The organism is bacterium, from assembly GCA_040755755.1.
GTDB lineage: Bacteria > SZUA-182 > SZUA-182 > DTGQ01 > DTGQ01 > DTGQ01.
This window is the reverse complement of the sequence record JBFLZW010000008.1, coordinates 1-16,043: the sequence shown is the minus strand read 5'-3', so window position 1 is coordinate 16,043 and position 16,043 is coordinate 1. Positions and strand designations below refer to the sequence as shown.

The following is a 16,043-nucleotide window of genomic DNA, read 5'->3' as shown; positions in this document are numbered from 1 at the left end:
AACAGGTAAGCTATTTTATAACTACTGAAAGAAAAGGAGTCAATAAAATCAGGCAGTAAAAAGCCATGAAGGCTTTTCCTTCGGCCCAAAAACAGCCGGAGGAGATATCTTCATGGCTTTTTTTGTTTCTGGGCGAGCTTTATTACTCAAATCTAACTGGAGGACCGGGAATGAAGAAAATATGCAAGTTTCTGAGGATATTGTGCTTAACCATGATTGTCGTTGCGGCTGCATATACTGCACATGCTGACCAGACCGCACAGGGTACTGAACAGCAGGAACCGCAGGAACAGGCGGTAAAACATCTTACCCTGGATGAGATTACGGTAATAGATGAGGCTGTTACCGAACCTGTAACGGTAGTTGGTGAGAGGACTATCGAAAAGGGCAAAAATACCACCATTCCCGATGTTTTAAAGAATGAGCCTGAGATAGACCTGAACAGAAGGTCCTTGGTCGGCGATACGAGTGACACGCTCAAGATCAGGGGCCTTTCAGGGAACAGGATTATGCTGAACATTGACGGCAGGTCGATCAATGCTGCGGGAGTCCAGGGCGGCTACTTTATTGATTGGAGCACAATTCCTCTGGATAACATCGAAAAGATAGAAGTGATGAAAGGTGGAAGCTCGGTCAGGTATGGCAATAATGCCGGAGGAGGAGTCATCAATGTCGTCACCAGAAAACCTGCCGAAAAACCGGCTGTTTCATTTTACAGCCATTATGGAGCAGGCGAGGACATCAGTTATATCCAGAATTACCGGGTCACTCACAGTTTTAAAATCGGTCCTTTCGGATATTCCCTTGGAGGAAGCTGCCAGAAGGCGGATGAATTCCTCTGGAACAACGATTATGAAGCAAAGAATTTATCGGGCAAGCTCTTTGTTGATATGCCGCTCATGGCAGAGATGTCCATAGGAGTTCAATACATCGATGTAGAACGCGGCTTTCAGATACTGAACAGGCTTTCCAGTAATCCCGACGATCCAAAATTCAAGATAAAAATAAATCGCGATTATCCACTTTCCAATGGTGAAGGCTTTTCTCCCGGTGCAGGCAAGGTATCAACCCCCGGTCCGGGGTCTTACTGGAAAAAGACGAAGTATCTTCTTGATTTTGCTTATAAACAGCCGGTTAAAAATGCCATGATCGAGCTTAAGGCATTCAAGAATCATGAAGAAAGGGATGAAAAAAATTATTCGGCAAGCTGGATAAACAGTAAATATTCAGACGGAAAACTTGTCCTTGACAGAACAGTGAGGCCTGACAGGTCATATGGCGGGAGCGGCGAGTTTACCCTCCCTTTGAAAAATCATGAAATCATCTGGGGAATCGAAGGGAAGGTTATCGCCACCGCAGGGCAGGATGTTCATTTTGTGGATTATAAGTACGGTACGAGAGGACCTGTCACCAACAGTGACGGACAGGCAAGCCATCTGTGGGGGTACTATCTTCAGGATAGCTGGGGCATAACCGACAGGTTCCTGCTCACGCCGGGTGTCCGGTACGATACCTTCGAAGCCAAAGAATCGGGATTGGCATCACACGAAACCTTAAAAGATGAAGGAATAAGCCCCTCGGTAACCGGGACGGTCAAAATTGCGGAAAATGATACCCTCACTGCATCGATCTACAGAAAGTATCTCACGCCTTCAGCACCGGATGCTTATTGGTGGTATGAAGGATACCTGGGAGGGCTTTATACCAACGCCCTGGACCTGGAAAAGAATGATGCCGTGGAACTGACATATAATCATGATTTTTCCCGGCAAGCCTATGCCAGGCTTTCCTTGTATAAATACATGATTAATGACTATATCAAGAGATATTCCGTCCCCGATGGGAGGAGGGGGTGTTATAACATTGATAAGGTTAATCTGACCGGGGGATCGATTGACGGAGCCGCTGAAATCATGAGCTGGATGACGTTACGGGGGAATGTCACCTACCAGAAGAGCAAAAAAGAAGGTGACATCATGGATACCGCAAAGCTCACTGACGAGCTGGAGTATATGCCTGAGTGGAAGGGCACGACAGGTTTTGAGGTGAAATTTCCCTTCCCCTGGAAAGAAGGAACATTCAGTACCAATATCAGGTACGTAGGTGAGCAGGAGACTATCGACACCAATAAAATCAGAAAACTTGACTCCTATACAACCACCGACATTGAGGTAAAATTCCCGGTGACAAAATATGGTGAGATCGGCATCTATACGGAAAATCTGTTTAATGAACGGTACGAAGAGCGCTTTGGCTATCCGATGCCCGGAAGAATCATCGGGGCAACGGCAAAAGTAGGATTTTAGCCAAGGATCAGTATATTGATCTGAACAGCGTATCGTATCAGCCTGAAGGAAGGCGAAAACGAAAGGAGATTGACATGAATATCATATTAGCCCGGAAGTTGAGACAAGTTGCAGCAGTGCTGATGGTTATGGCGGCCGTATCGTCGGGAACAGCCGGATATGCTGCCGCAAAGGAACCACCAAGGACGCAAGTTTATCTGGTGAGCGTTGGAAGCGGGGACCCGGATAACATCACCCTGCGGGCGGTGAATGTAATCAAGGACTCGGATATTATTTTTTGCACCAGGGAAATGAGGGACAGGTTCCCCATCCTCCTGCAGGGGAAGGAAATCCATGATCCGGGGTTTGGGATTTTTGGCATATACGGGAAAACTCCGGAAGAAGCGAAAAAGAACAAGCGGTTCAATTATGAAGAAAAGCTCAGGGAATTCAATGCAATTAACTCCATAATCCGCACGGCAGTCAAGGAAGGCAAAACCGTATCGGTGCTGGACAGCGGAGACCCTACAATCTACGGTCCGAACATGTGGTACATGGAAGCATTTGAGGACCTGAATCCGCAAATCGTGCCGGGGATCAGTTGCTTCAACGCTGCCAATGCCGCCCTGAAAAAAGGAGTGACTTCGGGAAAGAAAACCCATTCGGTCATTCTCACCGCCTCATTCGGGAATGAAGAATACGCCGGTACCGACAGCATTGAGAATTTGTCTGCAAACCAGGCTACTATGGTGTTTTTCACCATGTTCCTCGATCTGGCGGAAGTTGTGAAGAAGCTCAAGGTGCATTACCCCCCTGAGACACCAATAGCCATAGTGCTGTATGCGGGCTACCGGGATAAAGAAGAAATCATTCACGGCACGCTGGATACGATTCTGGAAAAAACACAGGGAGGAAAGCTTCCTTTTGAACACCTGATATATGTCGGCGATTTTGTGACTAACCGGTATAAAGCCGCTGATAAATAAAAGCTGAAGGAGGAAAGAATGAAAAAGACGATAGTGAAAAAGACAGGGATGATCCTTTTGGCAGTGATTTGCATGGTCGGCATGGTGTCAGCGGCACAAGGCCATATGCTCTGGCTGAATGCCAGTAATTACACACCCAAAGCAGGAGAAAATGTAACCATAGATATAGGCTTTGGGCATAAATACCCTCATACTGAGGCAGTTAAGGAAGAGAATATCGAGCGTATCTTTATCCGTGACCCCAAAGGTCAGGAATTGCCGATCGAAAAAGCCGCTCCTGCGAAATATGCTTTTTCACCCAAGACTGAAGGGCTGTATGAGGTAGTTATAAAAATGAAACAGGGCTTTGTCTCAAATACTCCCGATGGCCGCAAGATGGGAAATAAAAAGTCATTGCCCAATGCCGTTTCCTGTTTCCAGTTTACGATGAATGCCAAAGTGCTGATCAATGTCGGTGCCAAGGCCAGCAGTCCTTCTCCGGTCAGCGACCTGCCACTTGAAATGGTTTTGCCGGAGAATATCGGCAGGCTCAAAGTCGGTGACGAATTAGCCTTGAAAGTAGTGTATCAGGGCAAGCCGCTTGCCGGAGCCAAGGTCAGTGCTACTGATAAAAACACTGCTCAGCAGCAGGAAGGCAAGTGGGTGCAGGAATCGGAGAGCGACGATCAGGGGATGGTGCGGATGAAGTTGACCTCTCAGGGCCCCTGGCTCATTACCGCCACCCATGAGATACCGTTTCCCGATCAATCTGAATGTGATAAATCCACCTATCGAATAACCCTGACCCTTGGCCTTGAATGAAGAAAGGTCCGGGGAAAGAAAAAGGGTATGGGGGAACCCCAGCACCCCTTCGCCGCGGAGGTGGCTGAAAAGCCACTCCCGCTGGCGTCCCTCGCCCGGTATTGTATTTGTTGATTGGAGGTAACGGTAAATGTATGGAGTAAAGAGGAAAACAGGAGAAGGTCACACCGGCGCTCATCTGGAGAGACAACTGAGTCTCTTTTCGGCATTTATTCTGGTTGTGGCCAATATGATCGGCACCGGCATTTATACAACTTCAGGATTTATTATCAAGGAATTGGGCGATCCGGGCGCGATGCTTCTCTGCTGGCTGTCTGGGGGTGTATTTGCCCTGTGCGGTGCTCTGTGTTATGGAGAATTGGGTGCGATGTTTCCGCACTCAGGCGGAGAGTATGTGTTCCTCCGGGAAGGCTTTGGCAAAGGGATGGCCTTTCTCTCCGGCTGGATATCCCTGATAGTGGGATTTTCCGCTCCCATTGCCGCCTCGTCGGTGGCCTTTGCCACCTACTTTGTAAAAGCCTTTCCCCTTTCCATCGGGAAAAGTGCGGTTATCCCCATCCTGGGGAGCAGTATATTCACCCTTTCTCCGATTACTCTGCTGGCGGTAACCATTATTGTACTCTTTTCCCTGGTTCATTATTATGGCCTGTTTTTTGGCAGCAGAGTGCAAAACGGCTTAACCATATTTAAGATCTACTTTATTGCTCTTTTTATCATCGCCGGTTTTTGGTTCGGCAAAGGTGCAGTCAATAATTTCCCCACGCAGGTGGATTGGGGAGCTTTGTTTTCGGATAAGTTTGCTGTTTCATTAATATTTATTTCCTTTGCCTATAGCGGATGGAACGCGGCGGTTTATCTGGGAGGAGAAATTAAAAATCCTTCCCGCAACATTCCGCTGGCCCTTTTGGGCGGAACATTCCTGGTGATATGTTTATATCTTCTGTTAAACGCTGTTTTTATCTATGCCCTGCCTCCTGCTCAGATGAGCGGGATTATGGAAGTCGGGGATGCAGCCGCGTCCGCTTTATTCGGCAATACCATCAGCCGATATCTTGCCGTGGCAATTGCCGTTGGGATCCTTTCTGCCGTCAGCGCCATGATTGTAACCGGTCCCAGGGTCTATTACGCTATGGCCAAAGATGGTGTTTTTTTCAGGCAGTTTGGGATGGTCAACAGTACTCATAAAACACCGGCTCACTCCCTTTTCCTTCAGGCAGCCGTTGCTTCAATTATGGTTCTTACCTCAGCATTCGATACTCTTTTGATATATATCGGCTTTACCCTCTCCCTGTTTGCCATGATGACCGTGGTTGGCCTTGTGGTCCTGAGAGTAAAGCATCCTTCAATAAAACGGGAATATAAAACATTCGGATATCCCATTACCCCGATGATTTTTATCCTGGGTAATCTCTGGATTATCTATTACTCAATAAGAAACAGATTCATCGTTTCTCTGTATGGTTTGGGAACCATTGGACTGGGCTATCTGGTTTACCGATATTTCAGGAAGGAGAAGGAAGGAGCGGATGCCCTGGCTCTGGATGTGGATGCAGTGAGTGCAGAATAAGATAATAAGATATTTCCCGGTTGAGAATGTGGCGAAAAGGAGGTAATCCATGAAAAGGGCATTTGTTATGGTATTGTGTGCAGGCGCACTTTTCCTTTTGGGAGCAGGGGATAATCCGGTATTCGCTCATGGTGCCCGTTACACCACAGATCTGGCTCGGGCCATGGTCATCAGGGTGGAATACGATAATGGGGAGCCGATAAGTTATGCTGAAGTAAAAATCTTTTCTCCGGACGATCAGAAGATTGAATATCAAAAGGGCCGCACCGATAAAAAAGGACAGTTCTTCTTCCTGCCGGAAACGGGGGGAGAGTGGAAGGTCGTTGTAAGCGATGGCATGGGGCACGGTGTGGTGGCTCACGTGTCGCCTGATACTATGGCAACCACAGGATTAGCTGTGCAATCCTCAAGTATGCAGAAATGGCAAAAGGTAATTATGGCCCTGTGCGTAGTCTGGGGATTTATCGGTTTGGCTCTTTTCCAGCAGGCGAGGATGATGAGAAGGCAGTAACATAGCAAATCGATCGAGGAATTATCCCTGTCCCTGCATAAATGGGTTGACCAAATGCTCTGGTTCCCGTAAACTGATGACTCAATCGGTTTAACGCTCTTTGAGGGTGAAGTCCTGACCATACGTTGAAGTGTACCAACAAGAAAGGAGCATGCTGAACATGGAGACCAAAGAGATGCCCGGAACTATCGATTTGACTGGTATCCCGCAGATGATGCAAAATCCGCGTTTATCCATCCGCCAGATGATCCAGGATCGGGACATGAGGGGATTGATCGAAAAGGCAGCCGAATTCCACGGCCATTTGTGCAGCTTCGTGACGCTGGGTGTTATGGCTGGCAGCCTGGCGGTTCGCAAGTTGGGCGAGGAATCGATGGATGGCATGGAAAAGGTAATCTGCATCATAGAATGCAACAACTGCTTTGCGGATGGCGTCCAGATAACCACCGGCTGCACCTTCGGCAATAATGCTCTGATCTTTCGCGACCTGGGAAAGAACGCTTTCACCCTCATCAGGCGGGAAGACAGGGCTTTTCGGGTTTGTGTCCGTCCTGAAGCCCTGGAAACGATAGAGCGCGTGCAGGAGCGGATATATCCCGGATCCAGGGAGCTGTTCGATAAGGTGATCACCAGACGGAGCGGAACTGCCGAAGAGGGAGAGCTTTTAAAGAAGCTGTTCCTGCGGGGATCCTATGAGCTTGCGATCCTGCCGCAGGAGGAGCTTCTGACCATTCAGGAAGTCCAGGCAAGTGCGGAAAAGTATGCTCCCATTTTCCGCAGCTCCATCTGCGCGCTGTGTGGCGAGAAGATCATGGAAACACGGGCCAGGGTCCGGGATGAGAAGATTGTCTGCATCCCATGCCGCCAGGACAGTTTTTTTCAGCTCGACGGTTCGGGAATCAGCCAGAAGAGGGGAGAGCGCTCATGTTGCTGACCATGGGACCGGATGAAGCAAATCCTTATGATAACCCTTTGGACAATCCTCTTGACCCGAATTTCTGGATGCGGCAGTGGGCACGGGCTGAAAAACAGGCCCAGGCAACGGTAAACAGAGCCTTTCTCAAGGCTGACCGCTGGGACAAGCTGTCGAAGGATCTCAGCAAACGGTGGAATGTGTCTCAGAAAGATCCAATGAGAGAAGGAATGCTCATGCTCCTGAAAGAAAAAGGCATTCTCAGGGAGGGGGTTAAGATCCTGGATCTTGGCTGTGGAACCGGCAGGTTTGCCATTCCTTTTGCCCAGGCCGGTGCCCGGGTGACAGCGGTGGATGTGTCCGAAGGGATGCTGGGCTGTCTGAAGGAAGATATCCCGGCAGAGGCAGCCAGCAGGATTACTCCCCTGCTGGTGGACTGGCAAAGTGCTGACCTCGATCAACTGGGATTTCGCTCTGCCTTTGACCTGTCGTTTGCCCATATGACCCCGGCTGTCAGCGATCCGGAAAATTTCCTGAAATTTCTTTCTACCAGCAGGCAGTGGTGCGTTCTGGCAGCCTGGTCAGGCAAACGGAGACAAAATACCGTTGAGGAGGTATGGCAGCAGCTCACTGGAAAAGAGCTTGACCATCGTTGGGGCAACATCACTTTCGCCTTTAACCTGCTCTATTCGATGGGGTATCGGCCTTCCGTCGATTTTCGGCATTATGAATATGAAAGCATGGTTGATCCGGAGACGGAAGCTGATCTCCTGTTTGACCTGTTTCACGGATACCTGGAAGGAGATGAAGGCGACGAAGGATCGGTCCGGCAGCGAATCCTTTCCCTCTTACAGGGCATGGCGACTCACGAAGGCAAGATAAATAAAATATTGAGCGGCTGCATAGGCCGGATGATCTGGAGGGTTGATCTCCCGGAAGGGGATGGCTTTTAGCGGCCAGTGGCCAGTGGTCAGTGATCAGAACCGGAAGGCGATCAAGGCAAGCACCAGGCCGGCGGCAATCAGCCAGGGCAGGGTGGCGAGGAGGGAAGAGGGGAGGGGAGGAAAATAATCCTTGGGGGCCGCATCGGTCCTGGAGGACCCCAGTGTCTGGCGGGAGGATGAGGGCCCCGCCGGTCGAAGCAGTGCGGCAAGGGTAGTCAGCGCATAAATGGCTATGATCCAGGGGAGAAGGGGCCGGGGTTCCAGCCGTTCTCTGATCTCCTCGATATCTTCGCTGGTGCCGGTTTCGATTTTTATCCGCCTGGCTGCTTCCTCGGCCTGAAGCCGCGATTCCATGATTGCTGCTGTCGAACCAAGGGGAATAGCGGACCAGTGGTAAAAACCGGCATACAGCAGGACCGGAATGCCAAGGATAAGAAACGTAATGAAAGCCCGGCTGACAGGATGTGGGGAAGGGAAGCTCGCCTCTTGAAACTGGAAAAAGATACTCATGATCAGGAAGGAAAAAACCGCCAGAGCCAAGAGCCCTCCCAGCAAGGTCGGGAACAGAACCACCGGATGGCAGTCAGCCAGGCAGGACAGGTCGCTGTACTGGTAGTAAGCTCCCAGAGCCAGGTACTGGAGCTGGCTCAGGATACTCACGCCGGCCAGAATCAGGCTAAAGAGCCGGAAAGAAAAGGATAACCGGCGGCTTCGAGCCAGCCGGAGAGCGGCCAGGCCGGTTATGAGGTTGATCGCAATTCCTCCCAGGGAAACGGCGATTCTGGCTGCCTGACTGAAATTTCCGCTGAATCGAGCCTCTCCTCCTGCAAACAGAGTGAGCCTGAAAGACTCGAAATCCCCGCCAAGGAGCATGGCCGTGACTCCGTGACCGATGAACTCATGGAGGAAGGTTCCCAGCCGTGTACTGAGGATGAGCATGGATTCGGTCAGGAGTATCCAGGTCAGCACTTTCCGGGCCTGGCTGCCGAATGGTTTCCCGGTCTGGCTGAAATGACGCATGGTCCATCCTGCTGTTAGGCTCTTCTGATTCATGACCCCTGATAGATACCGGAGAGGATAACGATTAACCCTCCGTGATGGCTGGTCACTCTGACCGCTGAGAGGCGGCTTTTCAGGAGGTTGATGCCGGGCAGAGCACAATTGAAATATCCGGCCCGCAGAAATTCGCCGACCGCCCGAAGGGGTGAGGCAAACCATCCGGATGGGAGCAGGTCATCGGTAAAAACCATGTTTGCACCCGGACGGGCAACCCGCAAAGCCTCCTCAACAGCCCTGACCGCGGGCAGTGTGCTGAGCAGGTAATCACAAAAAACTGCATCGAAACTGCTGTCAGCGAAGGGAAGAGCAAGGGCATTGCCAAGAACCAGGGAGACATTGGAGCAATTTCTTTTCCTGATGCGCTGCTCTGCCTGATGCAGCATTTTCCGGCTCAAATCCATACCGGTCACCTCCCCCCTCGGCCCGACCGCATGAGAAAGCAGGGGAAGGTCAAGCCCGGTGCCGCACCCAAGGTCGAGCACCCTGGAGCCGGACCGCAGGCCGAGCCTTTGCACAGCCACTTTACGGTAGCGAAAATCAAATCCCAGAGACAGGGCATGAACCAGGGCATCATACCCCTTGGCCCGGCGGTCATAGAACGAGGCGATTAACCGGCTTTCCGTGGAAAGTACCTCCTGCCAATTTTTGGAATCCACCTTCAAGGTTCCCATCCTTATCTCACCTTTCTTCAGAAGTCAGGAGTCAGGAGTCAGAATTCAGAATAAGTAATCATCTTCTCCTGACTTCTGACTTCTGAATTCTGACTCCTGAATAAAAGTTTAATATTCACCCGCTTGCAGAATATTATACATCAATTTTACCAGTTCCTATCATGTTTTTCGGATGAGAAGGACTTTTTATCCTGGCTTCGGAAGGCAGGAAATGGTAGAATTTTTGAAGCCAGGAACAGGAGAATCGCTACCCTGGTTTTTCCCCGAGCACATTTTATCAACGAAGTATGGAGGTTAGGATGGGATTTATTTCAAGTTCAGCAAGCTTCACCCGCTATCGGGTGAAAGATCAATTACCTGCCGATTACCGGCAGCGGTATGCCGAGGAGATCCGGCGCTATGCCTTCCGGGAAATGGAAGAGGAATCAGACCTTGAACGCTCCCTGGGGTGGGTAAACATCATGAATGTCATGGATAATGAATTCCCCGGAGAGGAGTTTTTCAAAGGTGAGTTCATTGCCCTGAGCCTGCGGATCGACACCCGCCGGGTTCCTGCCCAGGTGTTGAAAAACTTCTGCCGCAAGGCTGAAGAGGAGATAAAGTCAGAGCAGGGCAAGGATTTTCTTTCCAAGGCTCAGCGCCAGGAAATCCGTGATGTGGTAAAGCTGCAACTGCTCAAAAGGGCTATTCCCAATACCCGAAGCTTTGACATGATCTGGGATATCGTGGCTGGTCAGCTTTTTTTCTCTTCGACCAATGAGGGTGTATGCCTGGAATTTCTGGAGCTTTACAAAAAAACCTTCGGGTTGGGTCTGGAACAGATGTTCCCCTACGGCCTGGCCCAGAGCATTCTGGCTGACGGACAACAAGCCCTGCTGGAGCAGGTCCTTCCGGTAAGTTTTGTGCCGGTGTCCTCCGGCACCGGAAACCAGGAAGGAGGGTTATGAAACCTATGGACATGGTTAGCCTTGTTCGGGAAAAGAGGTTCCTGGGCCGTGAGTTTCTGACCTGGTTATGGTTTCAGAGCGATTCTCAGATGGGCGTTTTCACTCCTGAGAATGGACAGCCGGTCGAAATCTGGCTGGATAATAAAATCACCCTGGAGACGGATGACCAGGAAAATGTGGAGCGGGTGATCTGCCACGGAGAACATTCCGAGATGCTGGAGGCCCGTGAAGCCCTGAGCCAGGGAAAGAAAGTCACGCAGGCCAGTTTCAAGATGTGCCTGAACGATGCCGAGTGGCATTTTACCCTGGATGACTGCTGGCTGAATTTCCGCTCCTGCAAGACTCCCAAGGTCATGCTCGATACCAGGGAGGACCCGGATGGTATCTTTTTTGAAAAGATATTCCTCATCCAGGAAGCGGTTCGCATTATCGAGCAGCTCTTTTCTCAATTCATCAAGATCCGGATTTCTCCGGAATGGATGACCGTGCACCTTCCGGCCATCCGGGACTGGATCCAGAGCGCAGGTGCCCTGGCAGAGGAAAAGCCGGAGAGCGGGGAGTTGCCGTGGTAAGAGTGGTTATATGGGGAAAGCCCGTGTGGGAATGCTGATATCAGAGAGACCGGCAGTTCCAAGACTGCCGGTCTCTCTAACCCTGTACATCTGCAATTGGAAAGCTAAAAAGAAATGAGAGGAGAAAAAATGCCGAGATTAGGGGTAAATATCGATCATGTAGCTACCATTCGAGAAGCACGCAAGACAGTTTATCCTGACCCGATCACAGCCGCGATGATCGTTGAGCTTGCAGGTGCTCATGGAATTGTAGTCCATCTGAGGGAAGACAGAAGACATATTCAGGATAGGGATTTACTGCTCCTCAGGCAAATCATCCAAACCAAATTGAACCTGGAAATGGCCGCTTCGGATGAAATTATCGATATAGCCTTAAAGGTTAAACCGAATAAAGTAACCCTTGTACCTGAACGGAGGGAGGAGCTTACCACAGAAGGAGGATTGGATGTTGTCGGCAACGAAAAACGTATTGCAGAGACCATCAAAAGACTGAATGCCGGTGGCATCCCTGTCAGCCTTTTTATTGAAGCTGATTCAGAACAGATAAAATGCAGTAAGCAGGTTGGTGCAGAAGCTGTAGAATTTCACACCGGTACTTATGCTGATGCAAAAAACGAAACCGACCAGAATAAAGAATTAGCCCGCCTGAAAAAATCAGCAGAAGAGGCGCAAGATCATAGACTGATTGTACATATGGGACACGGTTTGCATTACCAGAACGTTGCTCCTGTTACGAGGATTGAGGGTATCGATGAATTTAATATTGGACATTCTATTATTGCAAAAGCGGTTCTCGTTGGTTTACATCAAGCTGTACGAGAAATGTTAGAGCTGATCAGGTAACCAGATAACTGCGTTTTTTGACAATGAGAAAGAGAGAAAATCATCGCCCTTTTTCAGGGAATGGAAGAAGAAAGCAATAGAAACAATATCTTCCTGGCAACTAACGGGAGTTCTCTTCATCAAAAATCGCTCAAGATCATAGGGTCACTATCCTAATATTCATATTTTTTATTCACGCATGTCATTTTTTGCTCGCAATTGACTCAAAAATAGTGTATGATACGTCTGCCTTTCGCGTAGCGAACGTAATTTTTCCACCCTGGTTTTTCACTTCAGCTACAAGATAGCCCCTCTGATACAAGAACTGGTTCAATTTAACTTACACAAAGAAGGAGTCCAATACCTATAGGCAAAACACGATCATAATTATCCCAAAATACCAAATACCATATGTTTCTGCTGCGAAAATAGCCTCCGATAAATGGTATTCCACCTTCAATGAGGAGCTCGTACTATGGGACTAAAGATTACATCCACCGTCAAAGATACCTTAACTGAGGAAGAAGTTCGGACCGGACTAAGAGCGGTTGTTCTTGAGGGCTTGACCAGCCAGGCTGTGGGCACGTTAACCGGAGGTGTTTTTTTAATCGCCTTTGCCCTGAAGCTCGGGGCTTCGAACATGATGGTCGGTTTTTTGGCCGCTGTTCTTCCATTGGCACAACTGCTTCAGATCCCTTCAGTATATCTGGTTGAAAAATATCGGAACCGGCGAGCGATTACCGTATATTCCCTCATCTTGAACAGGATAGCCTTACTGTTCATTGCCTTAATTCCTTTCCTCTTTTCTTATAAAATCGGATTGATCTTCCTTGTGGCAGCCATGGCTGTCAATTCATCCTTCGGCGCGATTTCGGTGTGCAGTTGGAACCCCTGGATGCGTGACCTTATCCCCCAGAGCCAATTAGGGGCTTTTTTTTCAAAGCGGCTGAGCCTGGCTATGGCTGTGAGTGTCCCTTTAAGCCTGGCTGCCGGATTCTATCTTGATTACGGGAAACGGTTCTTTCCGAGGTATGAAGTACAGAGCTATTCACTGCTTTTTTTCTTCGCTTTTCTGATCAGTATTGCAGGGATCTATCTTCTGGCCATAACCCCTGAACCCCGCATGGCCATAACAGAGGAGAAATCAAAATTTTCCAGATTGATTCTGGAGCCATTCAAGGATTCTAACTATAGAAACCTGATCTTATGTCTGGGCTTATGGAGTTTCGCCGTCAATCTGGCGATTCCCTTTTTTACGGTCTACATGCTGAAAGTGCTGCAACTGAATATGTCATTGGTTATGGCTCTTACGGCCCTGAGCCAGGTACTGAACGTTGCTTTTTTAAGAACCTGGGGAAAGCTGTCAGACCTTTTCAGCTACAAATCGGTCCTGAGCATCAATGGGCTCTTGTTCATGGCCTGTACCCTGGCCTGGACTTTTACCACCATGCCGGGAAAGCACCTGTTAACCCTGCCCTTGTTGGTGGTTATCCATATCTTTACCGGCATCTCCATGGCCGGTTATGTTCTGGCTGCGGACAATATTGCCCTGAAGCTGGCCCCCAAGGAAAAAGCCACCGCTTATCTGGCTGCCAAGAACCTCACCAATTCCCTGGCAGCCGCTCTTGCTCCCATCACGGGCGGTAAGTTTGTCGATTTCTTTGCCCAGTATGAATTTTCCTGGAGTCTGAAATCCATAAATTCCATGAATGATCATGCCTGTCAGATCCTGAACTTCCAACATCTGGATTTTTTCTTTTTCTTCGCCTTCCTGATCGGCTTATATTCCATCTACCGGCTGACCATGGTCAGAGAATCCGGAGAAACCAAAGGGAGGATTGTGCTCCGTGAGCTGAGATCAGAGATGGAAGATGCCGTCAGGAGTGCAGTCCAGTTTCCCCTGTTCATTGCTCAGACTCTCTTGAGCAGGCGCAGATACGAGCCAGTAGCTGTCGAGGAAGGATCAATGCCTTCCAGTGACTCTGATGATTAGAACCCGCAGGGCACAAGCTCGCTCATAGGTCTTCCTGATAAAAAAACCGAAATTTGTATGGTAAGTGCGTTAAAAACAAGTTACGGTTTTGTACATTAGTGCACACAGGAAGACAAATTTTGTTTACTGTCAAAGACAGCTTAACTGAGGAAGAAATTCAGGGCGGGTTGAGAGCGGTTATCAACGATGGTCTGGCCACGCAGGCCGTGACCACTCTGACCAGCGGTGTCTTTCTGGTGGCCTTTGCCTTGAAGCTCGGTGCTCCGAACACGATGATCGGACTCGTGGTGGCCATTCTCCCGCTGGCGCAGCTACTGCAGCTTCCTGCAATCTACCTGGTCGAAAGATACCGGGTTCGAAAGCCGATAACCGTATATTGCACAGCAATAGCCGTAGCTTTCTGGCTTCTCGTTGCCCTGATTCCACTCCTGTTTTCTCCTCGGACAGGGTTGAATATCCTGGTAATGGCCCTGGCAATGAATGCCATCTTTAACGCCATATCCGGATGCAGCTGGAACACCTGGATGCGGGACCTTGTGCCCCGCAACCAACTGGGATCTTTCTTCGGAAAGCGGCTGAGCCTGTCTATGGCCCTCAGCATTGTTCTGAGCCTGACGGCTGGACTGTTCATCGACTATTGGAAAAGGCTCCTCCCGCGGCATGAAATATATGGCTATTCGTTTCTCTTTTTCGGTGCATTTCTGGCCGGCCTGGCCGCTGTTTACTACCTGGCCAATACACCGGAGCCCCGCATGACTTCCAGCAGTGAGAAAGTTGGATTTTCCCAGTTGATCCTTTTGCCGTTCCGGGATGTAAATTTCAAAAACCTGCTCATATTTTTGGGCTTCTGGAATTTTGCCGCCTATCTGGTTATGCCCTTTTTTACGGTTTACATGCTGCAAAGACTCCAGTTGGATATGTCGTTAATCATTGCTCTTACGGTCTTAAGCCAGATCATGAACCTGGCCTTTCTCAGGATCTGGGGCAAAGTCTCTGACCTTTTCAGCAACAAGTCGGTACTTCATCTGAGCAGTATTCTCTTTGCAGCCTGCATTCTGGCCTGGGCCTTTACCACTATGCCTGACAAGCACTTTTTGACCATGCCGCTCCTGGTTATCATTCATATCGCTATGGGCATCGGTATAGCCGGAATCAACCTCGGCACCGGCAATATCGCCCTCAAACTGGCTCCCAGCGGGTATGCAACCGCTTATCTGGCAGCCAGCAACCTGGTCATCTCCCTGGCTATGGGGCTTGGCCCGATCAGCGGCGGCAATTTTATTGACTTTTTCGCCAGACACGAAATCTCCTGGACCATAAACTGGGCCAGGACGAATAGCGAACCGGTCATGCAGAATGTCCGTTTCCAATACTGGAACTTTTTCTTTTTCCTCGCCTTTTTAATCGGCCTGTACTCCGCCCACCGCTTGATTTCAGTCGAGGAAGTAGGGGAGGTCGAAGAGAGAATCGTTCTCAACGAGCTTGTGGCCGAGGTGAGCAGAAAGGTAAGAAGCCTCTGGCCGATGGTCGTCAAGCGAAAGGGATAATGGCCGAAGGCAAGCTGTGGTTTTGAGAGAGTGTGGATTTTGGTTTTTGGTGTTCGTGTTTTGGCTATATTTTGGCTTGCAAGGCATTGACTAAAGGTAATGATGAGAAAAAACGCCATTTTTCGGGTTAATTTTATATGCTATGTCGATGTTGGTCCTGCGTCTTCATCTTTTTGGGAGAATGATAAAAAAGAGCCCTATGCTCAATGGCGATTTCCTTTGCAGTGGCACCAAGCAGCCTTTGAAAATCCAACATGGGAAATATCTGCCCGAAGAGTCTACCCTTGACAGAGAGATAGAGCTAAGGGTATGATGTCCATAAAAAGTAAGATATTGCTCAGGATCGGGCGGTTACTGACAGGAGATAGGCCGATTGCAGATTAAGGGGAATGGCACTTACATAAGAGTTGGTATTTCTCCCGCAC

The 16,043-nt window shown here is 49.4% G+C and carries 14 protein-coding genes; 12 read left to right on the top strand and 2 right to left on the bottom strand.

Translation table 11 applies throughout. The features are described 5' to 3' along the window. Window positions 1-170 precede the first annotated feature (170 nt). The 7 genes from AB1611_03095 to AB1611_03065 all read left to right on the top strand — a co-directional run bounded on the left by AB1611_03095 (window position 171) and on the right by AB1611_03065 (window position 8,016). Window positions 171-2,306 carry a TonB-dependent receptor gene (locus tag AB1611_03095; GenBank protein ID MEW6378577.1) on the top strand — a complete coding sequence of 712 codons (2,136 nt, stop codon included), beginning with the start codon at window positions 171-173 and terminating at the stop codon, window positions 2,304-2,306. Between the two features lie 74 nt (window positions 2,307-2,380). Then, window positions 2,381-3,271 (top strand): SAM-dependent methyltransferase, encoded by an 891-nt coding sequence (locus tag AB1611_03090; protein MEW6378576.1) that lies wholly within the window; start codon window positions 2,381-2,383, stop codon window positions 3,269-3,271. Between the two features lie 18 nt (window positions 3,272-3,289). Further along, entirely contained in the window at window positions 3,290-4,072 is a 783-nt protein-coding gene (locus AB1611_03085; protein MEW6378575.1) for a DUF4198 domain-containing protein, read from the top strand. A gap of 130 nt (window positions 4,073-4,202) precedes the next feature. Next, the gene (locus tag AB1611_03080) at window positions 4,203-5,639 is read left to right on the top strand and encodes an amino acid permease (protein ID MEW6378574.1); all 1,437 of its coding nucleotides are present in this window, start codon (window positions 4,203-4,205) and stop codon (window positions 5,637-5,639) included. 49 nt (window positions 5,640-5,688) lie between these two features. Beyond that, complete coding sequence (locus AB1611_03075) at window positions 5,689-6,150, top strand: hypothetical protein (protein MEW6378573.1); 462 nt, start codon at window positions 5,689-5,691, stop codon at window positions 6,148-6,150. A 160-nt stretch (window positions 6,151-6,310) separates the two neighbouring features. Further along, window positions 6,311-7,084 (top strand): FmdE family protein, encoded by a 774-nt coding sequence (locus AB1611_03070; GenBank protein MEW6378572.1) that lies wholly within the window; start codon window positions 6,311-6,313, stop codon window positions 7,082-7,084. Beyond that, window positions 7,075-8,016: a class I SAM-dependent methyltransferase gene (locus tag AB1611_03065; protein ID MEW6378571.1), complete on the top strand. Its 942-nt coding sequence runs from the start codon at window positions 7,075-7,077 to the stop codon at window positions 8,014-8,016. The genes AB1611_03070 and AB1611_03065 overlap by 10 nt, the downstream gene beginning before the upstream one ends. 24 nt (window positions 8,017-8,040) lie before the next feature. Here the strand turns inward: AB1611_03065 and AB1611_03060 are convergent, their stop codons facing one another. Next, entirely contained in the window at window positions 8,041-9,027 is a 987-nt protein-coding gene (locus AB1611_03060) for a M50 family metallopeptidase (protein ID MEW6378570.1), read from the bottom strand. Window positions 9,028-9,056: 29 nt separating this feature from the next. Continuing rightward, entirely contained in the window at window positions 9,057-9,737 is a 681-nt protein-coding gene (locus AB1611_03055) for a class I SAM-dependent methyltransferase (protein MEW6378569.1), read from the bottom strand. A gap of 299 nt (window positions 9,738-10,036) precedes the next feature. Here AB1611_03055 and rdgC point away from each other — a divergent pair, with 299 nt between their 5' ends. The 5 genes from rdgC (at window position 10,037) to AB1611_03030 (ending at window position 15,618) form a co-directional block, all read left to right on the top strand. After that, entirely contained in the window at window positions 10,037-10,684 is a 648-nt protein-coding gene (gene rdgC / locus AB1611_03050; GenBank protein ID MEW6378568.1) for a recombination-associated protein RdgC, read from the top strand. 5 nt (window positions 10,685-10,689) lie between these two features. Beyond that, window positions 10,690-11,256 (top strand): hypothetical protein, encoded by a 567-nt coding sequence (locus AB1611_03045; protein ID MEW6378567.1) that lies wholly within the window; start codon window positions 10,690-10,692, stop codon window positions 11,254-11,256. A 129-nt stretch (window positions 11,257-11,385) separates the two neighbouring features. Continuing rightward, entirely contained in the window at window positions 11,386-12,099 is a 714-nt protein-coding gene (locus tag AB1611_03040; GenBank protein ID MEW6378566.1) for a pyridoxine 5'-phosphate synthase, read from the top strand. A gap of 454 nt (window positions 12,100-12,553) precedes the next feature. Continuing rightward, the gene (locus tag AB1611_03035; GenBank protein ID MEW6378565.1) at window positions 12,554-14,071 is read left to right on the top strand and encodes an MFS transporter; all 1,518 of its coding nucleotides are present in this window, start codon (window positions 12,554-12,556) and stop codon (window positions 14,069-14,071) included. A gap of 119 nt (window positions 14,072-14,190) precedes the next feature. Continuing rightward, the gene (locus AB1611_03030) at window positions 14,191-15,618 is read left to right on the top strand and encodes an MFS transporter (GenBank protein ID MEW6378564.1); all 1,428 of its coding nucleotides are present in this window, start codon (window positions 14,191-14,193) and stop codon (window positions 15,616-15,618) included. The last annotated feature ends 425 nt before the right edge of the window (window positions 15,619-16,043 follow it).

Coding starts and splice junctions, on each gene's coding strand:
- AB1611_03095 (MEW6378577.1), top strand. CDS start 171: ATGAAGAAAATATGCAAGTTTCTGAGGATATTGTGCTTAACCATGATT.
- AB1611_03090 (MEW6378576.1), top strand. CDS start 2,381: ATGAATATCATATTAGCCCGGAAGTTGAGACAAGTTGCAGCAGTGCTG.
- AB1611_03085 (MEW6378575.1), top strand. CDS start 3,290: ATGAAAAAGACGATAGTGAAAAAGACAGGGATGATCCTTTTGGCAGTG.
- AB1611_03080 (MEW6378574.1), top strand. CDS start 4,203: ATGTATGGAGTAAAGAGGAAAACAGGAGAAGGTCACACCGGCGCTCAT.
- AB1611_03075 (MEW6378573.1), top strand. CDS start 5,689: ATGAAAAGGGCATTTGTTATGGTATTGTGTGCAGGCGCACTTTTCCTT.
- AB1611_03070 (MEW6378572.1), top strand. CDS start 6,311: ATGGAGACCAAAGAGATGCCCGGAACTATCGATTTGACTGGTATCCCG.
- AB1611_03065 (MEW6378571.1), top strand. CDS start 7,075: ATGTTGCTGACCATGGGACCGGATGAAGCAAATCCTTATGATAACCCT.
- AB1611_03060 (MEW6378570.1), bottom strand. CDS start 9,027: ATGCGTCATTTCAGCCAGACCGGGAAACCATTCGGCAGCCAGGCCCGG.
- AB1611_03055 (MEW6378569.1), bottom strand. CDS start 9,737: ATGGGAACCTTGAAGGTGGATTCCAAAAATTGGCAGGAGGTACTTTCC.
- rdgC (MEW6378568.1), top strand. CDS start 10,037: ATGGGATTTATTTCAAGTTCAGCAAGCTTCACCCGCTATCGGGTGAAA.
- AB1611_03045 (MEW6378567.1), top strand. CDS start 10,690: ATGGACATGGTTAGCCTTGTTCGGGAAAAGAGGTTCCTGGGCCGTGAG.
- AB1611_03040 (MEW6378566.1), top strand. CDS start 11,386: ATGCCGAGATTAGGGGTAAATATCGATCATGTAGCTACCATTCGAGAA.
- AB1611_03035 (MEW6378565.1), top strand. CDS start 12,554: ATGGGACTAAAGATTACATCCACCGTCAAAGATACCTTAACTGAGGAA.